This is a genomic window from Asaia sp. W19 (assembly GCF_003994335.1).
GTDB lineage: Bacteria > Pseudomonadota > Alphaproteobacteria > Acetobacterales > Acetobacteraceae > Asaia.
The window spans coordinates 1-18,209 of record NZ_PNQZ01000052.1; the positions used below are offsets into that span (position 1 = coordinate 1).

At 61.5% G+C, this 18,209-nt stretch carries 20 protein-coding genes and 1 pseudogene; 20 read left to right on the top strand and 1 reads right to left on the bottom strand.

The features are described from left to right. The 4 genes from C0V97_RS18345 to C0V97_RS09635 form a co-directional block, all read left to right on the top strand. Nucleotides 1–948 (top strand): hypothetical protein (locus tag C0V97_RS18345; RefSeq protein ID WP_158625396.1); only part of this gene is annotated, 948 nt, incomplete at its 5' end. Beyond that, nucleotides 945–1,364 (top strand): hypothetical protein, encoded by a 420-nt coding sequence (locus C0V97_RS09625; protein WP_127102396.1) that lies wholly within the window; start codon nucleotides 945–947, stop codon nucleotides 1,362–1,364. The genes C0V97_RS18345 and C0V97_RS09625, both read left to right, overlap by 4 nt. Further along, complete coding sequence (locus C0V97_RS09630; RefSeq protein ID WP_233582087.1) at nucleotides 1,361–1,837, top strand: DUF6362 family protein; 477 nt, start codon at nucleotides 1,361–1,363, stop codon at nucleotides 1,835–1,837. Before C0V97_RS09625 ends, C0V97_RS09630 begins: the two co-directional genes overlap by 4 nt. A 74-nt stretch (nucleotides 1,838–1,911) precedes the next feature. Continuing rightward, entirely contained in the window at nucleotides 1,912–2,232 is a 321-nt protein-coding gene (locus C0V97_RS09635; RefSeq protein WP_127102397.1) for an HNH endonuclease signature motif containing protein, read from the top strand. 8 nt (nucleotides 2,233–2,240) lie between these two features. On the opposite strand, the gene C0V97_RS09640 is transcribed toward C0V97_RS09635, so the two are convergent. Next, a complete protein-coding gene (locus tag C0V97_RS09640) occupies nucleotides 2,241–3,470 on the bottom strand; it encodes an AI-2E family transporter (RefSeq protein WP_127102398.1) in 1,230 nt (409 codons plus the stop codon). Nucleotides 3,471–3,784: 314 nt separating this feature from the next. Here C0V97_RS09640 and C0V97_RS09645 point away from each other — a divergent pair, with 314 nt between their 5' ends. The 16 genes and pseudogenes from C0V97_RS09645 to C0V97_RS09720 form a co-directional block, all read left to right on the top strand. Then, nucleotides 3,785–4,135: a hypothetical protein gene (locus C0V97_RS09645; protein WP_127102399.1), complete on the top strand. Its 351-nt coding sequence runs from the start codon at nucleotides 3,785–3,787 to the stop codon at nucleotides 4,133–4,135. Between the two features lies 1 nt (nucleotide 4,136). Continuing rightward, entirely contained in the window at nucleotides 4,137–5,837 is a 1,701-nt protein-coding gene (locus C0V97_RS09650) for a terminase large subunit (RefSeq protein WP_127102400.1), read from the top strand. Next, nucleotides 5,834–7,156, top strand: a complete 1,323-nt coding sequence (locus C0V97_RS09655; RefSeq protein ID WP_127102401.1) for a phage portal protein — start codon at nucleotides 5,834–5,836, stop codon at nucleotides 7,154–7,156. The genes C0V97_RS09650 and C0V97_RS09655 overlap by 4 nt, the downstream gene beginning before the upstream one ends. Beyond that, entirely contained in the window at nucleotides 7,149–7,778 is a 630-nt protein-coding gene (locus C0V97_RS09660) for an HK97 family phage prohead protease (RefSeq protein WP_199751789.1), read from the top strand. The genes C0V97_RS09655 and C0V97_RS09660 overlap by 8 nt, the downstream gene beginning before the upstream one ends. Nucleotides 7,779–7,859: 81 nt before the next feature. Then, the gene (locus tag C0V97_RS09665; protein WP_127102403.1) at nucleotides 7,860–9,065 is read left to right on the top strand and encodes a phage major capsid protein; all 1,206 of its coding nucleotides are present in this window, start codon (nucleotides 7,860–7,862) and stop codon (nucleotides 9,063–9,065) included. A gap of 14 nt (nucleotides 9,066–9,079) precedes the next feature. Next, nucleotides 9,080–9,739, top strand: coding sequence for a hypothetical protein (locus C0V97_RS09670; protein WP_127102404.1), 660 nt, complete (start codon nucleotides 9,080–9,082; stop codon nucleotides 9,737–9,739). Then, a complete protein-coding gene (locus C0V97_RS09675; protein ID WP_127102405.1) occupies nucleotides 9,736–10,059 on the top strand; it encodes a hypothetical protein in 324 nt (107 codons plus the stop codon). The genes C0V97_RS09670 and C0V97_RS09675 overlap by 4 nt, the downstream gene beginning before the upstream one ends. Then, nucleotides 10,059–10,493: a hypothetical protein gene (locus C0V97_RS09680; protein ID WP_127102406.1), complete on the top strand. Its 435-nt coding sequence runs from the start codon at nucleotides 10,059–10,061 to the stop codon at nucleotides 10,491–10,493. The genes C0V97_RS09675 and C0V97_RS09680 overlap by 1 nt, the downstream gene beginning before the upstream one ends. Then, nucleotides 10,490–11,500, top strand: coding sequence for a phage tail tube protein (locus C0V97_RS09685; protein ID WP_127102407.1), 1,011 nt, complete (start codon nucleotides 10,490–10,492; stop codon nucleotides 11,498–11,500). Before C0V97_RS09680 ends, C0V97_RS09685 begins: the two co-directional genes overlap by 4 nt. Nucleotides 11,501–11,506: 6 nt before the next feature. Then, nucleotides 11,507–14,170 carry an SGNH/GDSL hydrolase family protein gene (locus C0V97_RS09690; RefSeq protein ID WP_127102408.1) on the top strand — a complete coding sequence of 888 codons (2,664 nt, stop codon included), beginning with the start codon at nucleotides 11,507–11,509 and terminating at the stop codon, nucleotides 14,168–14,170. Nucleotides 14,171–14,181: 11 nt separating this feature from the next. Further along, the gene (locus C0V97_RS09695; RefSeq protein ID WP_127102409.1) at nucleotides 14,182–14,958 is read left to right on the top strand and encodes a hypothetical protein; all 777 of its coding nucleotides are present in this window, start codon (nucleotides 14,182–14,184) and stop codon (nucleotides 14,956–14,958) included. Nucleotides 14,959–15,031: 73 nt separating this feature from the next. Beyond that, a complete protein-coding gene (locus tag C0V97_RS09700; protein WP_127102410.1) occupies nucleotides 15,032–15,991 on the top strand; it encodes a phage tail tube protein in 960 nt (319 codons plus the stop codon). 65 nt (nucleotides 15,992–16,056) lie between these two features. Further along, complete coding sequence (locus C0V97_RS09705) at nucleotides 16,057–16,494, top strand: hypothetical protein (protein ID WP_127102411.1); 438 nt, start codon at nucleotides 16,057–16,059, stop codon at nucleotides 16,492–16,494. Then, entirely contained in the window at nucleotides 16,472–16,870 is a 399-nt protein-coding gene (locus tag C0V97_RS09710; protein WP_127102412.1) for a hypothetical protein, read from the top strand. Before C0V97_RS09705 ends, C0V97_RS09710 begins: the two co-directional genes overlap by 23 nt. Nucleotides 16,871–16,873: 3 nt before the next feature. Next, the gene (locus C0V97_RS09715; RefSeq protein WP_127102413.1) at nucleotides 16,874–17,512 is read left to right on the top strand and encodes a hypothetical protein; all 639 of its coding nucleotides are present in this window, start codon (nucleotides 16,874–16,876) and stop codon (nucleotides 17,510–17,512) included. A gap of 14 nt (nucleotides 17,513–17,526) precedes the next feature. Further along, nucleotides 17,527–18,209, top strand: a pseudogene (locus C0V97_RS09720) (phage tail protein); the annotation flags it as partial.

Sequence of the window (18,209 nt, forward strand, 5' to 3'; positions counted from 1 at the left end):
GATATGGCACGCAAAAAGCCTCTCGAAAAAATCTCCGACATGGCAGATCAGGACCTGCGCCTGCGCGCCCTCGGGTTCTTTGCTGTCGGCATCTGGCATGCGCTCATGCGGCTTGTTCTGGAGCATGGTCATGATGGTCGCCTCGCGTTCGGCCGGGGGCGCATGCCATCGCTTTCGGATATCGCGCGCATTCGGTTCGATATGTCGGAAGCGGAATTCATAACCCAACTCATAACCCAATCGAAAAGCGAATTGATCTATTGGGACGCAGCCAGCGGGACGGTCGGATGGCCCGCTGAGCTCATGCCTGATGCGCGAACGCTCGCGAACCGCGCAAACGGCAAAAAGGGCGGAAGACCGCCGAAAAACACCAATCCAACGCCCCAGCGCGACCCTCGCCAACGAACGGCCATGATGCCGATTGCAGGAGGTAAAACCATGGCAGAAGAGCACTTTTCAAAAACCCAAACTGAAACCTCCTCGCGCGTAGCTAGCTTAGCTAGTAATATTAGCTTCGAAGATAAAGCTAAGCTTGAGCCGAAAGACGTCGATCAGGCGTTTCAGCGTATTGGGCCAAAAGCCTTCCGGGAGGCTGGCTTTGACGAAGTCAGGAACATGAACGGTTGGGGTATCGTCCGAGACTGGGTTGCTGAGGGCATGAGGCAGAGGCTGCCCGAAGCTCAGATCGAGACCGTTATTTTGGGTGCAATCCAGCGGGTTAAGGCTCAGTATGACGCCAAAGAGCGGGCTAAGCCGATCGGAACGCTCAAATACTTCAACGGTGGTGTGAGAGACGATTTGCGCGAGGCGGTGCCTGACGTCTCGCCAGTGGACCGAGCGGTAAATTCCAAATGGCTCAGCGCTGTCGATGAGTGGCGCCAAAATGGCATGGTCGGCTCAATGCCTCAGCGCTCTGACTTCCTTGGAGAAAAGAGAGAGGCAGCGTGAATATTGGCAAGCTTCTTTTCGTTGCGAATTCTATGTCATCGCATAGATTTAAAGCGATTAACGATGACGGCTATACACTTCGGGAGCTTTTGATAGCTGCTTCGGGGCAACAGTATTCCGTTTGTCCAACTGAGGAACAGGCGAAACAAATTCTCGCAGAAGTCGGCATATGGTTTGTGGCCGAGGAGAAAGGAGTGTGGCTCAACCCTGAGCGCGAGTGGATCTCAACCTTAGCGCCCGACGTAAAGGATGTTCGCCAACGCGTTCGTGACCTGCTTCATAGATGCACCGAGGATAATATTCCTGAAGGACCATATCGAAAAATCGTGCCGCCGTCTGAACGGATGAAAGTAATTTGGATTCCTCTTTTAGTCTTCGGGATCGACTTTTCCTTCGGTGGGTGCCTTTCCTCATGAGCAAGATGCCGCTGCGTTTTGATCCTGACCGCAGCCTGCCCGAACAGGTGGGCGAATGGCTGGATGAGGCTGCCTTGACGCTTGCGGCTCTTCCAGCCACCGGGTTGCGTCCCGCCGGGACTGGTAGCACATGGCCCGACTATGTGCGTGATCTGGAAGATCTTGGCTGGAATCGTGAAAGCGACGACTTCCTGCCTCGGCCTACCGCCGACCAGGTTGAACGGCTCGATATCGTTCTGACCTGGGTGCCTATGATCGAAGACCGCAAGCTGCGTACCGTGGTCAACATGCGCCTAATCGTGCATCGGATTTCGGGTCGCCATAAGTGGGAATGGCGGAAGATCGGCGATAAACTTGGCACTTCGCACGTCACTGCAAAGGCGTGGCATCAACGTGCCTGTGCAGTCATTGCAAAAAAAATCCAGCCAAATGCATTTTCCTCTTTCCAATCTTTCCAATTTGCAGATATGTGAGAACCATACTCGCGAGACGCTTACCCATTCGGGCAGGCGTCTTTTTTTGTGCCTGATTTCTGGAGTGACGGTCCATGGCAGTCCGCAGATTGCAATGCGTCCTGCCAGCGGTGCGTAGCGTCAAAATCGGCATTGCAAAGGCGCTGCCGAAGCAGACAAACTCCCTCTATCTCTCATCCGAATGGCGCAGCTTGATGTCACGCCTTCTCGCCCAGCGCGGCCGTCGCTGCGAGGCTTGCGGCCGCACCGGCTGTCGTATCTTCGGCGATCATATCCATGAACTGAAAGACGGCGGTGTCCTGCTCGATCCGGGTAATGTCCGGCTGCTCTGCGGCTCCTGCCACAGCACCAAGACCGCCCGCGTTCGGGCGATCCGTTGGCGTGAAACCGTTTAGGAAGCGAGTCAGGCAGTTTGTTTTGAGCTCTCCTGGCCGCGGCGAGAACCATCGAGTTCGCACCACAGCATGTGAGCTGCAGCCACAATGGCCGGCCCGATGAAGAGGCCTACAAGGCCAAGCATGTGCAGGCCCCCCAGGATGGCAATCATCGTGTGCAGGAATGGCAAGCGGGTCTCGTCGGAGATGAACTTCGGACGGGCGAAATGCTCACCGCAGAATAGAACGAAGAGCCCCCAGCCAGCAACGGCGATGCCCATGTTCATCGACCCTGAAGCCGCTACGATGCCGCCGACGAGAATTGCCGCCGGATAGCCGCAAAAGGGGATCGAGGCGGCAATGGCCAGAAGGATCGTCAGAATGACGGCATGGCTGGCATCGGCGATGAAGATCAAAGGCGAGCAGACGAGCGCTTCACCGATACCGACAAGAACCAGTCCGTTGACGGCACCACGTATGCTCCGAACGATGTGCAGAAGAATATCGTCACGCTGGGTGAGCTCAATACTGACCCTGCGAAGAGACGAGGTGACCCGCCCATAGGAAAGGAGGCAGCATGCTGCGGTGAGCATCGCAATGAAAAAGGCTTCCAGGAGATGCGGGATGCTTTTGAGGATTTTGAAAGCCGCGAGCCCCGCGATCTTGGAGACCGACTTGGCTTGGGCCTTGGCCATCTTCATGATCTGCTGCGGATCGATCTTGTTCGCAATGCTCGCTGGAAGAACGCTTTTGACCTTGTCGATCCGAGCGGAGACGGCAGGTGGCAGGGCTGGCGTTGCACTGTCACCTGAGCTTGATCTTGCTTCTTCCCCATTATGATCTGTCGGCTCCGGCTTTCCCGCACTCTCGTCGTTCTGCGGCGGTGCGGCATGATCTTGCGTGACTGCGTCAGGACCGTTCGCCGCGGCCGATGTTCGGTGAGGAGCGATGAGATGGTGGGCTTTTTCTGAAAGCGATCCGATTTCGGTCACCGCGCCATAACCCGCTATGCCCGCCATGATCGTGAAGGCCACACATGTCAGCCCAATAAGGCTGATGGCCGCCATCTTCGCACCGAGAAACTGACCGAGTTTGCGCTGTATCGGTCGTACAGCAATGGCGATGACCGCTCCCCATGCCAAAGCGACAATAAGTGAGAAAGAGATCCAGATTGCCCCGGCATAGATCGCAACGCCCATGCTGATGAGTGCGAGATACTTTACCCAGGGATGACGTTCAGAAATGAGACGAGAGACCATGTGTTCGTTCGTTCCGTTCAGTGTTGGATCGGCTGAAAAAGAGCAAAGCTAATCATAGTGCCAATTGGTTACGGTGCATTGCCAACAGAACGGAAGAGACGCGAAATCGATTGCAAACGATGAAGTGGATTTCGAATAAAGCGTTTGGCTCGAAGACCAGGCTCTTGCCTTGGCACCCGCGAAACCCCGCCCCGCTGACCCCGAGGGGGCGGGTCGAAAGTCTGACCGGAGCTTACCCCCGCAACCGCGCAAGGCTCAGCGGCAGATTTTCCGGTCTATCAAGGAAATCAAGTTATCAAGGAAAGGGAGCATAAATGGCTCACGGTGGCGCGCGTCCTGGCGCCGGACGCAAAAAGGGCAGCCGGAACAAGAAGCAGGTGGACTGGAACGGCCCGCTCGTGGTCGATCCTTCGGCGCTTGCACCCGGCCTCGATGCCCTGAGCGGTATGAGCCCGCAGCAACTCGAGGCCTGCTCACCGCTCACTTTCCTCACGCATATCTACCGCAATCGCGGTCTGGCTGCCGCCATCCGCGCCGATGCCGCCAAGGCCGCGCTCCCTTATGCCCATGCCCGGCTCGCAGCTCCACGCGACGATCAACCTGCCCTACCCGGCCTCGATAGCGGCTGGGGCGACGATTTGCCCCCGATGAACAGAAGGAACTGACATGCTGGATCTGAGCCGGAAGGACTGGGAGGCGCGTTTGCGTGCTGCCCGGTCCCTCCTGCCGGATCTGGAGCCAGTCAATCCCGTTCTCGCGGCGCGGGCCGTGCGCTGCTTCGACCGGCTGCGCATTCCTGACGTGCCGGGCACGCCCGCCATGGCCGAAGCCTGCGGCGACTGGTTCCGCGAGATCGTCTCGGCCCTGTTCGGCGCGCTCGACCCTGACACGGGTATGCGCGCCATCCAGGAACTGTTCCTCCTGGTGCCGAAAAAGAACAGCAAGACTACAAACGGCGCCGGGCTGATGCTGACGGCCGTAATCGTCAATGAACGCCCGAACGCCGAATTCCTGATCGTCGCGCCGACCAAGGAAATCGCCGATCTCGCCTTCAGCCAGGCGCTCGGCATGGTGCAGAACGACCGCACGCTGATGCGGTGCTTTCAGGTGCAGCAGCATCTCAAACGCCTAAGATTTCATGCGACCGGGGCAACGCTGCAGGTCAAGGCGTTCAGCCCGGACGTCATGACTGGCGTGAAGCCCGCAGGCGTGCTGGTGGATGAGCAGCATGTGATCGCCATGCGCAACGATGCGGGCAGCGTCATGCGCCAGATACGTGGCGGCATGATCTCGCAGCCCGAGGCGTTCCTCGCCATCATCACGACCCAGAGCGACGGGCCGCCTCGGGGCGTGTTCGCGCAGGATCTCATCCGCGCACGCGAGATCCGCGACGGCAAACGCTTCCAGCCGGTTCTGCCGGTCCTGTACGAATTGCCGCCCGATATCCAGCAGCCCTCCAAACTGCCTGGCGAGGCCGCGCCCTGGGAAGATCCCGCCTACTGGCCGATGGTCCTGCCCAATCTGGGGCGGTCGATCACGCTGGACCGCCTCAAGCGCGAGTATGAGGATGCACGCGAGAAAGGCGTGGGCGAGCTGGCCAGCTGGGCCTCGCAGCATCTCAACGTCGAGATTGGTTTGGCCCTGCGCTCCGATCGCTGGGTGGGTGCCGATTACTGGCAGGGCGCAGGCGACGACACGCTGACCCTCGAGGCCCTTATCGAACGCTGCGAGGTGATCGTGGCAGGCATCGACGGCGGCGGGCTCGACGATCTGCTGTCGCTCGCCATCCTCGGGCGTGATCGTATAACCGGCCAGTGGCTGCACTGGCAGAAAAGCTGGGTGTTCGAGGGTGTGCTGGCGCTTCGCAAGCGTGAGGCCAGCCAGCTGCGCGACTTCGAGACGCAGGGCGATCTGGTCATCACGGCCGAGCCCGGCACCGATATCGACCAGCTGGTGGCGGTACTCGGCACGATCGACCAGAGCAACAAGCTCGCGATCGTGGGGCTCGACCCGATGGGCGTCGGCGCCATTGTCGATGCGCTGGCCGCAATCGGCATCGCGCATGAGCGCGTGGTGGGTATCTCGCAGGGCTGGACGCTTTCGGGTGCCATCAAGACCGCCGAGCCCAAGCTGGCGGATGGCACGCTCTGCCACGGTGCGCGGCCCATCATGGCTTGGGCCGTCTCGAACGCAAAAGTGGAGCCGAGAGGCAATGCCATCATCATCACCAAACAGGCGGCGGGCTATCTCAAGATCGACCCGCTGATGGCGCTGCTCAATGCCGTCACGCTGATGAGCCGCAACCCCGAGCCGCCCGGTGGCGGCCGGATGGATGATTTTCTTTCAACCGGGATCATTGCCGTATGAGCATCGCCACAAGACTGCGCGGCATGGCCTACAAGGCCGCAAGCGCGGCTTTTCACTCCGTCACGGGCGTATCGCTGACCGATCTGCGCCTCGGCGCTTTCATGGCAGGCGGAGCCAGCATTGCGGGGCAGAGCGTCTCGGTCGATACCGCGCTCCAACTCGACACGGTCTGGGCGTGTATCCGGCTCCTGTCCGAAACCATCGGCTCGATGCCGCTCAAGCTGCACGAGCAGCAGGGCGACGGGCAATCGTCTCTGGCCCGCGATCATCCGCTTTATCGCGTGCTGGCCCGCGCGCCCAATGCCGATATGACGCCGATCGAGTTCTGGTCGTGCATGGCCGCGTGCTGCCTCGCCTGGGGCAATGGGTTCGCTCAGGTCATGCGGCGCAGTGACGGCCAGATCGTGGCGCTCAACCCGCTGCGCCCCGATCGCATGACGGTGCAGCGTGACAGGGCGACCGGCGCCTTGGTCTACCGCTACAGCTATCAGGGCAAAACGCTCATCCTCGATGAGGGCCAGATCTTCCACATCAAGGGTTTCTGTTTCGACGGCCTCATGGGCATCTCGCCCATCACGGCCGGGCGGCAATCCATCGGCGCCGCACTCGCTGCAGAGGAAACGGCGGGGCGCATGTTCAGAAACGGGCTGCTCTCGCAAACCTATATCTCAGCCCCGACCTATCTCACCCTGCCGCAAAAGGAGCAGGCCAAGACCATTCTGGCCGATTACTCGGGCGCGATGAATGCGGGCAAGACGCCCCTGCTCGAGGGCGGGTGGAAGGTCGAGAGCATCGGGCTCAGGGCCGAGGATTTGCAACTTCTGCAAACCCGCCAGCTGGGCGTTGCGACGCTTTGCCGGTGGTTCGGGGTGCAGCCGGTCATGATCGGGGCCATGGACAAATCCACGGCCTGGGGCACCGGGCTGGAACAAATGAATCTCTGGTTCCTGCAATACGGCCTCATGCCCTGGCTGCAACGCATCGAGCAAGCCGTTGCGCGCTGCCTGCTCTCGCCCGCCGAGCGTGACCGCTATTTCGCCAGGTTCAATGTGGATGCGCTGTTGCGCGGCGATAGCACGGCGCGCGCGGGCTACATGCAAACCGCGCTGCGCTCGGGCTGGATGACCGTCAACGAGGCCCGCGCCAATGACAACCTTGCCCCCATGCCGGGCGGCGATGTGCTCATGGTGCAGGCCCAGATGATCCCGCTTGCCGATATCGGCAAGCCTCGCACACTGACCGCCACAAGCGGGCAAGACCCACCCGCCAGGAGTCCAACGCCCGGCAGATCCGGCATCACGGGAGATGACAATGAGTGAATATCTGGCCGCTGCTTTCGAGTGGAAGTTTGCCCCCGACGCGAAAGAAGGCAGCTTCGAGGGCTATGGCAGCGTGTTCGGCCATCAGGACGCGCACGGCGATATCGTCCTGCCCGGTGCCTTTGCCGAGACGCTGGCCGAGCGCAAGGCGCAAGGCCGCGGCATCCCCATGCACGTCATGCACGGGTTTTTCGGCGGTGACGGCCTGCCCGTGGGCGTGTGGGACGATGCCAGCGAAGACGCGCACGGCCTGCATCTGCGCGGGCGTCTGTCTGGCATGGATACCGATTACGGGCGAAGGCTTTACGGTCTGGTCAAGGACGGCGCGCTCGGCGGCCTCTCCATCGGCTTTTCCGTGCGCAAGAACGGGGCAGCCCAGGGCACCGAGCCGGGCGGACCGCGCCGCCACATCAAGGCGGTGGATCTGCACGAAGTCAGCCTCGTGGATGACCCGTCAAATGCGCTCGCCCGCGTGACCGAAATGCGCAGGCGTTTCTATCCGGTGGGGCCATTGACGCCAGTTCATGTGGCGGAGCTGCGTGCTGCCGATCGGGAACTGGTCGAGGCCCTCCGCTCGGGCTTCAGCCTGCCCGACCCGCGTGGGGCCAGTCGATCGGGCTGATCCCGCCCCCAACGAAGCTTTCCATCCATCCAGAACACAAAACAGGGCGCCTCGAGCGCCCTTTTTCATGAGGAAAACCCCATGTCCGATTACGAACAGGCCATTCGCGACCTCAAGAGCGCGACCGATGAGGTCAAGCGTTTCGCCGAAACCTCGACCACGGAACTACGCAACCTCGGCAAGGTCACGGAAGAAACCAAGGCCAGCGCAGACAAGGCCTTGGCCGAAATGAATGGGCTTTCAGCCCGACTGGCCGATATCGAGCAGAAGGCCGCCCGTGGGGGCCAGGAAGGCTCGCGCGAGACACGCTCGCTCGGCCAGCGTTTCGTCGAGAGCGATGAGGTCAAGGCCGCAATCGGCGCTGGTGATCGTTTCAAGGGCCGTGTCACGGTCGAAATGCGGGCCATTACTTCGGGCAGCACAACAGGCAACTCCGGCACGACCGGGCTTGTCGTGGCCGACCGCCAGCCGAACATCATTCAGGTTACGCCCGATCGTCGCATGACCATTCGCGGGCTGCTCATTCCCGGCACCACGCAATCGGGCGCAATCGACTACGTGCGCGAAACGCTGTTCACCAACAGCGCCGCCCCGGTGGCCGAAAATCCGAGCGCCAACAAGCCGCAATCCGAACTCAAATTCGATCTGGTGACGCTCGGCGTCAAAACCATTGCGCATTTCGTCATGGCCTCAAAGCAGATCCTGGCCGATGCCCCGATGCTGGCGAGTTATGTGGATGGTCGCCTGTGTTACGGTCTGGCCTTCAAGGAAGAGGATCAACTGCTCAATGGTGACGGCACGGGTCAGAACCTCAACGGGCTGATGAATCAGGCCGCGGCTTACGCCCAGCCCGCAGGCGTAAACGTCAAGACCGAGACCATGATCGACCGGCTGCGTCTGGCCCAGCTGCAGGCGACCATGGCCGAACTGCCCGCAACCGGGCATGTGCTGAACCCGACCGACTGGACATCGATCGAGATGACCAAGGATACGCAGGGCCGTTATATCTTCGCCAACCCGACCGGGCTTGCAGGGCCGGTGCTTTGGGGCCTGCCGGTGGCTGAAAGCCTGAGCATGAAGGCGGGCAACTTCCTGACCGGCGCCTTTGCCTATGCGGCGCAGATTTTCGACCGTGAGGATGCCACGGTCACGATCTCGACCGAGGACCGCGACAACTTCGTCAAGAACATGGTCACGATCCTGGCCGAGGAACGCCTGGCGCTCGCCGTCTATCGCCCGCAGGCGCTGATCAAGGGCACGTTCGCTGCCGCTGCCACTGGCAGCTGATCGGGGGGGCCGTTATGACGCTCACCATCCTCGAAAGTCCCGCCCAGGGGCTCGCTCTGGCTTCGCTCGCCGCATTGCGCGAGCAGCTGTCGGGCGAGCCTGCCGCTCAGATCAGCGACCCGGCGCTGAGCGAGTATCTGGCCCAGGCCACGGCGCTCGTTCAGGCCACGCTGGGTCGCCCGGTCCTGGCGGGTCTGTATCGCCAGACCCTGCGCGTCGGGGATGGCGAGCGCCGCCTGTCTCTCGCCCTGGCCGTCACGCCGCTGATCTCGATCGGCGACGTGACGCAGGACGGTTTCGCCCTCGATCCCGGGCCGGATGGCTGGGAATCCGGCGCATTGTCCGGCCTGCTCTGCCCGTCGCTCCTGCAGGGAGCCTGGTGGTGGCCGGGGTGCTACCGCGTGACCTATCGAGGTGGCTGGATCGTGCCGGGTATGAAAGACGTACAGGGCAATGCTCTGGCCGCGACCGTGCCCGCCGATATCCGCGCCGCCACGCTCTCAACGGCCCGTGCGCTGTTCTACACGACGCAGCGCGGCGATCCGCTCCTGCGTTCGGAAAGCGAGCAGGGTGTGGGCACGAGCAGCTGGGCCACGCCCGATGCAAGCCTGGGCGGTCTGCCGCCCGACGCCGCCGCCATCCTCGCCCGCTACGCTCAGGCAGGCCTGTCATGAGCGTGGGCGCCAGCCGACGCAGGAGGCAGATCCAGCGCGCCGGGCGGGTCATGGTGCTGAGTCGGGCCGATCTGAGCGCAAGCCTGACGGTCCAGAGTTACGCCCCGCCACCCCAGGTCGCCCAGCTGGCCGAGGGTGTGGGCAAGGCCCCGCTCCTGGCCCAGATCACCGCCGATGAGACAAACCGCTCCGGCTATACGCCCCGCAAGGGCGACCAGCTGCGTGATGGGCCGAGAACCTACACCCTGACCGATGCCAGCCCGGTTTACGACCGGGGCACACTCTGTGGCTGGTCGCTGATCGCTTCGGGAGGCTCCTAATGCTGTCTGAAACCGTCTGGAATGACGCCTTTGCCCGCGCCCAGCTCGTCGCGGAAGAACAGGAGATTCCGCTGGTCGACGTGCTGAAGCAGACACAGGAAGATCGTCCGCCGCTTCATTGGCGCATGGAAGCCCAGGCCAGCCGATCCGACCGGCTCGGCCTGGGCGAAACCGCCATGGAAGAGGAAGGCGAGATCGCGCTGTATCTGACCATGCGTGTGGGCCGGATCTCGACCCCTGATGCCCTGACCTATTGCAAGGCCATGAGCACCGCGTTTCGGGCGCCCTTGGTCGAGGCGGCGCCCTGGCCCGAGGGCCTCTATTACGACGGGCAAAGTCTGTATCCGCCCGATTCCGACACGACCGGGAACTGGATCAGCATGAGCCTCATGATCCGCTACCGCTATCAGGACAGGATAGAACGGCCATTATGAGCGAGACGCGTCAGACTGCCGGATGGGCTGCCGGTCTTTTGTGCGATCGCTCGTCTTTCGCGATCGCTCCTGAGCCAGCTTATGGCGAATTGCCGTCATCAGTTTTTCAGCGATTGCGCCTTTCTGGGGTCAGTCTCGCACTCTCTCAGGAGCGCGCTTATCCGGATGAGCGCAATCCCCAGGCGGTACGTGCGCCCGGTGTCACGAGTCAGATTAACGGAAGCGGCACGCTCAAGGGCCTGCTTTCGTTTGGCAGCCTGGATTTGCTACTTGCAGGCGCACTAGGCAGTTCCTGGCGAAAGGGTTCGATCACCAATGGCACGACGCGTCACAGCTGGGCGTTGCGGCAGCGTCTTGGTGAAGGATGGCTCTATCGCAAGGGAATGGTCATCCGCAGTCTTACCCTGACCGTTTCACAGGGTGGGTTCGTGGAAGTCAGTTGCGAGGTGATCTATGCCCGGGAGAGCGTCATCTCCGAAGACGCTGCGGCACCAGATGATCCGCCGCCCTCACGGGCGGCGCTGTGTTCGAGTGAGGCGCGTCTCGATCTCACGCTGCATGGACTGATCAGTCCCGGTGTGGTGCGCAGTATCTCGCTCACCCTCGGCAGGAGTGGGGCGACTCTCGATTTTGGCGCAGGATCACCTTTTGCCCATGACGTTCGTTTGGGCCTGTTTTCGGCCTCAGCAAGCATCGAGGTCATGCTGCGCGGGCATGACGCTTATGAAGCGCTTCTGTCGTCTGCGGTCGGCCCCCTCTCGCTCTCGGTCATAGACCGGGACGGTTACGGCTACGCCATCGCGTTTCCCAAGGCGGTGATCTCCAATCCCCACGTCAATGCGAGTGGGCGGGGCACAGTTCTCATGGCGGCATTCGATATCGAGGCACAACCGGGCAGCGTATCAGGCGGATCGATTTCGGTTTCGATGATCCAGCCTGATGGTTACCAACTCATAGCGGTCAACCAAGAACCAATACTCAACAACAACCAAACAATATCTCCTTGAGGTGTCATGACACAGGAAATCAGCGCATCGCCCCGCGTCGGACAGACACGTCAGGGAGATGCGATCGCGCTTTCGCGCAGGATCGGTGGGGATCCGACATTGCTCCATATCGATGCCGCCGATTACGAGGCGCAGGTCGCTGGCAAGGCCGCTGCCCGAACAGAGAGCGCAGCACTGTCGGCTCAACTGGCAGTCGGCGGGGTTGCTTCGGAAGTCGCTGCGGCCAAGGTCATGATCACGGCTGGGCTTGCAGGCTCGGCGCCACTCGTTTTCCGGGGCTATTGGGACGCGGCAACCAATACGCCGGATCTGCTTGCGTCCGATCCGCATGAGGGCGATCTCTGGGTCGTCTCGAAAGCGGGTTCGACCGATATCAATGGCCAGAAAGAATGGCATGAAGGGGACGCCGCCTGGTATCGAAACGGCGCATGGATTTACTACGCCCGCGCCGCGTGGGCAGCTGTCGCGCAGACTATTCGCTCCCTCGGGGCTGTGAGCGCGGGCTCCCTGACAATCCAGGATGGCAGTGCGCGTGCGGCGCTGGAACTCACCGACGATGTCGGCCATGTCATTGCCGTTATCGGCACCGATGGATCATTTACAAGCAGCGTCGCTGAGGCCCCCCGCTTCGGGCTTACCGAAGGCGGTGTTGCGGCCGGGGCGATCAAACTGCTCGATATGGCAGGTGATGCCGTCCTCAACATCACGGATGAATGCGGTTTCCTGTTGGCCTCGATCGGTGCAGATGGCTCATACAGAAGTGCAAATGGCCCTGCTGCAGCTTTTGGCCTGCTTCCTGAGGGCATCAAGGCCGGGGCGGTACAGCTTATCGATGACGGCGCTCCGACAGGGCTGACCGTGCTGGATGCCAATGGCTTCCTGCTCTGCCACCTGGGCGGGGATGGTTCCTATCGCTCCGACCCGAGCAATACGCCTGCTATCGGGATCATGGACGGTGCCGTGCGCGCAGGTGCGCTCAAGCTGCTCGATGATCGCCAGCCCTCTTTCGCCGTGACCGATGATTTTGGTTTCGTGATTTGGCGGCCGTATGAGGCGCAGGCCTCTGTGGCGGATACCCCCAGCGATGACGCCAGATCGCTACGTGTGCGCGATCCGAAGTACACTGACGACGCGAGCAAGGGCTTTTTACCTGGCGATCTTTGGCAGGCTCGTGGCACTTGCTGGCGTATGGCCTATCCCGACAAGGATTGCGCCATCTGGAGACGGATCGACACGATCCCTGCGCGCATCGGCGACCTTTTCGCGGATGACGTGGCTGCGCTCTATGGCGTGAGGCGTCTCAAATCGTCTTATCGTGGGCCGCTGCTCGATGTGGCTATCGATGTCGCAGGGGGAACGAGGCTAGTCACCCTGCATCAGGACGAGCGCGGTCATCTCAATGCAGACGATCTTTCGGCGGCAATGTCCGCAGCGAAAGGCAATATCAATGTTGTGCGGATCTATGATCAGAGCGGGCATGACAATCATGCGACGTCGCTCGGTTACAAGGCTGAAACCGGGGAAATCCTGCCCGAGCGCAACCCGCATCTCTGCGCCCGATATCACAATGGTGAGTGCCTCATATCATGGTCGACGGACCCTTACCCCCCGCAGGTGCTGCGGTTTCCCTCAACCCTGGCGCTTGCGGCCTCGGCCGTAACGGTTATCACGACCGGCTCGTTTGCGACCATCAACAGCCCGACATCTCGGCCCTACCAGGCGTTCTCACTTGGCGAAACTAACGACAGTTGCATTGCCCTTGTCGGTGGCGCCGGTAATGAGAGCGGGCGTTTCTCGCTCGCTGGCAAAGATCCTCACGCGGTCATCGGGCAATCGAGCCTGACGCCTGACGTGTCTCACGGCGTAACAGTGCTGCGCCTGGACCCCGATAGTCGTGCAACGCTCGATATCCTTGCGCCACGCCCCCAGAGATCCACAATCGATCTGCCTGCAGGGTTTGCGGCAAAGACGCTGACCGGGGGCGGCCTGGGGGGCACAGTTGCCCAGAGCGGCAAAAGCTGCGGCATGATGCTGGCGAGTGTCGCGATCCTGCGTCGATCGCTAGGGGATGCCGAAATCGAGCAGGTCATGGGCAATGCGGCAGCGACGGAAGCCATGGCCCCGCAGCTGCGCGATCGCCTCGACTGCATCGGCTCCAGCACGACACAAGGCTTTCTGAACCTTGATGGCTGGTGCTGGCCGCAGATGCTCGCCGAGTATCTCAGCCGCCCGCTCTCGGTCAGGAACTGGGCCGTTCCAGGCTCGAAAGCGCAGGATTTTCTGCGTTACACGATTGAAAATGTCTGCGCCGATATCGGACAGGCCCGCACCGCTTATGCGATCACCTGGCTCGGCAATAATGACATCAATACGGGCGTCAGCATCGATCAGATCGTCGCCGAGAACAAGGCAATACACGCCAGATTGAGAAAGGCGGGTTACAGCAGGCTGCTCATGATCGGCCAGTATAATCGCGCCCTGAATGATCGCCTGCATGCCGCAATCCTGACCGGGGATATCGATGCAGACTGCTTCATCGATCCGTGGGGCACAGGGCCGATCGCCAATCGCAGCGACAAATTGCTGTTCTGGGACACGACACACCCCACGGAAACCGGCGTGCGTTTCCTGGCATCCCTCGTGGGGCAATCTCTCAACAAATACCTTTAGGAGCCGAGCGGATGGCTAGACTGATATTGGGCAATACCGACGCCAGCGCGTCAGGGAGGGGATGGATCGCGCCAACGGCACATCAGCCGGTCTTTGCCTCATTTTTTACGGGGGATGCGGTCAACAGCAATATGTCGGTGGGTGGCAGCCTGCCGCTGGTCGTAGGAGCCCCCGAACTGCACCCGGGGGTGCTTGGGAATGCGCTCCCCTATATGGCGACCAGGGGAGGAAGCAATTATCTCAAGACAAATATTCTGGAGCCACGCGAAATGACGATTTTCGCCGTTGTCCGGATGCCGGTCCCGCCCGAGAACCAGGGAGGTGCCGGGCTGGTGACCGACGGCGCCGTGATGGGGGCTTATGGAGTCGGGATGGGTGATTTCATGATGGTCCTGACTGCTGCTACTGCGCCGGAGGGCGCAATACGGGCTCGCATTCCCGGCTCACCTCCGATCGCCTGGAATACGACGCCGCCGCGCACAGGAGACATGACGAAGTGGGGCCTTTATGCGCTGCGCTGTCGGCGGCAGGGCGCGCAGGTCGAGGGGCTTGTGCAGGCATTGACCTGGAACGCCTCGCAGGTCCGCACCGGCCCCGGTCTTGACACCGTCTCGTCGACAGCCCTCGAAATCGGATCGCAGCCCAATGCGGATAACACCGTGGCCCAGCGCGGCGAGGTGCATCACGCAGTATCCCTCATCTGGAATGTGCCCCTCTCGGATGGCGAGATGAGCGAAGTCGCTGCGCTGCTGCGTCGCTGGTGTGCCCGATACGGTGTCACTGTCTGACGGCCACCTCGTTACGCAGTTCGAGAGCTGAACCCGCCGCCTTGTGCGGCTTTTTTTATGGGGAATCGAATCCATGGCCTTTGCAGGTGCCACCAAGAATTACGCGGCAGCGTACCAGACGAATGACGCGCGGATCGCCTTCGCCTTCGAAGAGCAATTCAGCGTTCCCCCGACCGGAGCATATCAAGCGGCGCGCTTTACCGGTGAGAGCTTTCGCCAGCAGTTCCAGCGGAACCGCCCCGAAGAAATCAACGATACTCCCGAAGCGGCCCAGGCGGTCACAACACAGGTCAACGTGTCGGGAAGCCTCTCCGGAGCGCTCTCCTTTGGCACCTATGACGATCTGCTGGCAGGCGTCATGGGGGCTGACTGGACCGATGACGGACTGAGAAACGGCGGTTTGGTCAAATGCTGGACGTTTATCGAACGGCTCGGTGAGGCCTGGCTTGTGCGCAATGGCGGTTTTATTCGCCAGGCGCAGCTCAGCTTCAATCAGGGCGGCTTCGCGCAGACCTCTTTCGACCTCATGTTCAAGGGCGAACATCGTCAGGGCACTTCCCCGGCTGCGAGCCTGCTCCCGGCACCAGACGGCACAGTTTTGGATACGGTCAAAGGCTTCGCAGGGCTGACGATCGGCGGTGTCGCGCCTGAGGGATGCGTGCGGCAATTCGAGGTCACGCTGCAGCGCAACGGCGCAGATGCCGATTACGGCATGGGCCATGCCGATGCCTGCGGCATCCGGCCTGGTGAACTCCTGGCCACAGGGCGGCTCCAGATCCTGTTCCGCAATTACGAGCTGTATGACCGGTTCATCAATGGCCAGCAGGGCGAGATCGCCGCAACGGTGCGCGATGGCCTCGGCCAGGGCTACGATCTGCGGTTCCTCAACGCCTCGCTGCAAAATCCCCAGATCAATGCGGGCGGTAAAAATCAGTCTGTGATCGCGAGTTTTGACATCGAGGGTAATCCGCAGCCTGGCGGTGGCACATTCGCGATCCGGCGTTTCAAGCCTTCAGCTGCCGCTGGCGCGTAAACTCGCGCGCAGGCGCGCGCCCTAGTCTCCAAACCTATTGATCCAAACGCTAAGGAATTTTCCCCATGGCAAAACTCTCTGCTTTCTCCCGCAATGCCGACCGTATGCGCGAGGGCGAAACCATCGAGGTCGGCCCGCTCGGCAACACGTTCGAGATCACCACACGCGGGTTTACCCCGAGATATCGTGATGCGCTCCATGATCTGAAAATGGCGGCCGCCCGCAAGCTCAACCGTGGGCAAAAGCCCGGCGGTCTGAGTTATGGACCCGAGAACCTGCCTCCTACCGAAGACGATCTGGCGCAGGGGCAGGCCATTGCCGATCACTGCGTGATCGGTGTGCAGGGGCTGCTCCATGATGACGGAAGGGAGGTTACGTTGGATGAGTTTCGAACGATGCTCTCTGCTGGTGATCAGCCGATGTTGATCGCGCTCGCTATTTCGGCGGCAGCCCGTGTGGGTGACGATCGCGCCCGCGAGCATGAGGAAGCCGTGGGAAACTGACGGAGGCATTGGCCTGGGAACTTCAGTTCAGCCCGTTTCTCGGCCGGATGAAGCGCCGGAAATCAGGGAGGTTCTGCTGGCGGAAAAGCCAGTACTTCCTGCTGCTCTGGAACGCCCCTGGAGGTGCTGGCACGATCTGGAACATGACCGCGTCTGGTCTTTCGATCTGATCGGGGCCGCTATGGGCAAGATCCGGGGCGTGTCCCGCCCGACAGGAATCACCTGGAGTGCGCTCGCGCTCTGGTGTCAGGCCAATGCCGTCACGCAAGAGGATACGTCCTGGCTGATCGCTCAGGTCAGGGCGCTCGATGCCGTGTTCCTGCGGCACAGAAATGAGCAGATCACAGCCAGCATCGCTGAATTCCTCAAGGGATGACCCATGGCCAGAGCCGAAACCTTCAGCCGGTCGCTGCGGCTTTTTGTCGATCGCACGCTCTCGCCCGAGGCCTTGCGTGCCGAAATGGCGCGCAGGGCGATCGCTGCGCGAGATGAGCTGATCGCTCGCGGTGAGGCGCCGCCCAGCTGGCGGCGCTATGTGGATGGCAAGGCGGATGCGCCCGAAATCAGTGTGCGTCTGGATGGGGCCATTCTCTATCGCTTCAATCTCACCGGGGAGGCTGTGCAAGCAGGGCTCGACCTGTGCCGGTCGACATCGCCCACCCGGAGCGGAAAGTTCCGTGATTCATGGGTGGTCCTCTGCGATGACAAGCTCTGGAAGCAGCCTCTCAAGGATCTGCCAGCTAGTGCCACGATCCTGATCGTCAACCCGCTTCCCTACGCGCGGAAGATCGAAACCGGCGCGCTCGAGCCGCGGATCCGGCGCAATCAGATCGAGCGTGTGCGTCAGGGCCTGATGCGCCGGTTTCCTACCCTTAATTTCGGCAAGCTCTTCGTCCGGCTGGGCGGCGGCATTGCCCCCCAGGCCCCCTATCTCCTGCGCGGCGCATCAGGTGAGCGCAGGACGCGGGCGGGTACCCTCATGACTTATCCGGCGCTGGAAATTCGCCCAAGAGAATAAGCGAGATCACGACCATGGCGACGACCTATTCTGAGCTTTACATTGCCTTTCAGAGCAATCTTGCAAAAGCGCAGGACGATGCGGCGTCCCTGATCAAGCTGGGCGATGCGGCAGAGGCGGCAGACAGCAAGGTTACAAGGCTCGGTCGTAACGGTGCATCGGTAGCCAGGCAGTTCGACGAGACGACGCGCGCAGAGGCCAAGCTGAGCAGCGAGATCCGCCAGCGCACGGCCAATATCGAGGCGCTGCAGAAATCCCTCGCGGCCGGTGAAATCACGCAGGAGCAATATGCCGGATCTCTGGCGGGGATCGCCAGATCGGCCGGAGCGCAGAAAGAGAAATTCGACGCCGCAACAGGAGCCAGCAGGCAGCATAATGCCGCTTTGGCCGAGGGCGCGACGGCCGCACGGCTGTCCAGTTATCAGATCGGTATCCTGGCCGGTGAGGCGCATAAATTCGCCGACCAGGTGCTTGCCGGTGGTGGCGCCATGAAAGCTGCGTTCTACCAGGTGCCGAACATGGTCACGGTCATGGGCGGCTTTGGCAATGCCATGCGTATCGTGGGCGGGCTCCTGACCGGTCCGGTCGGCATTGCGGCCCTTGCCGTTGGGGCCGGTGCGGCCATCTACAAAATGGGCAGCATGGCTGAGTCCGAAGAGGCCCATCTGGCGGCGCTTGGGCAGACCCTGCGCGCCAC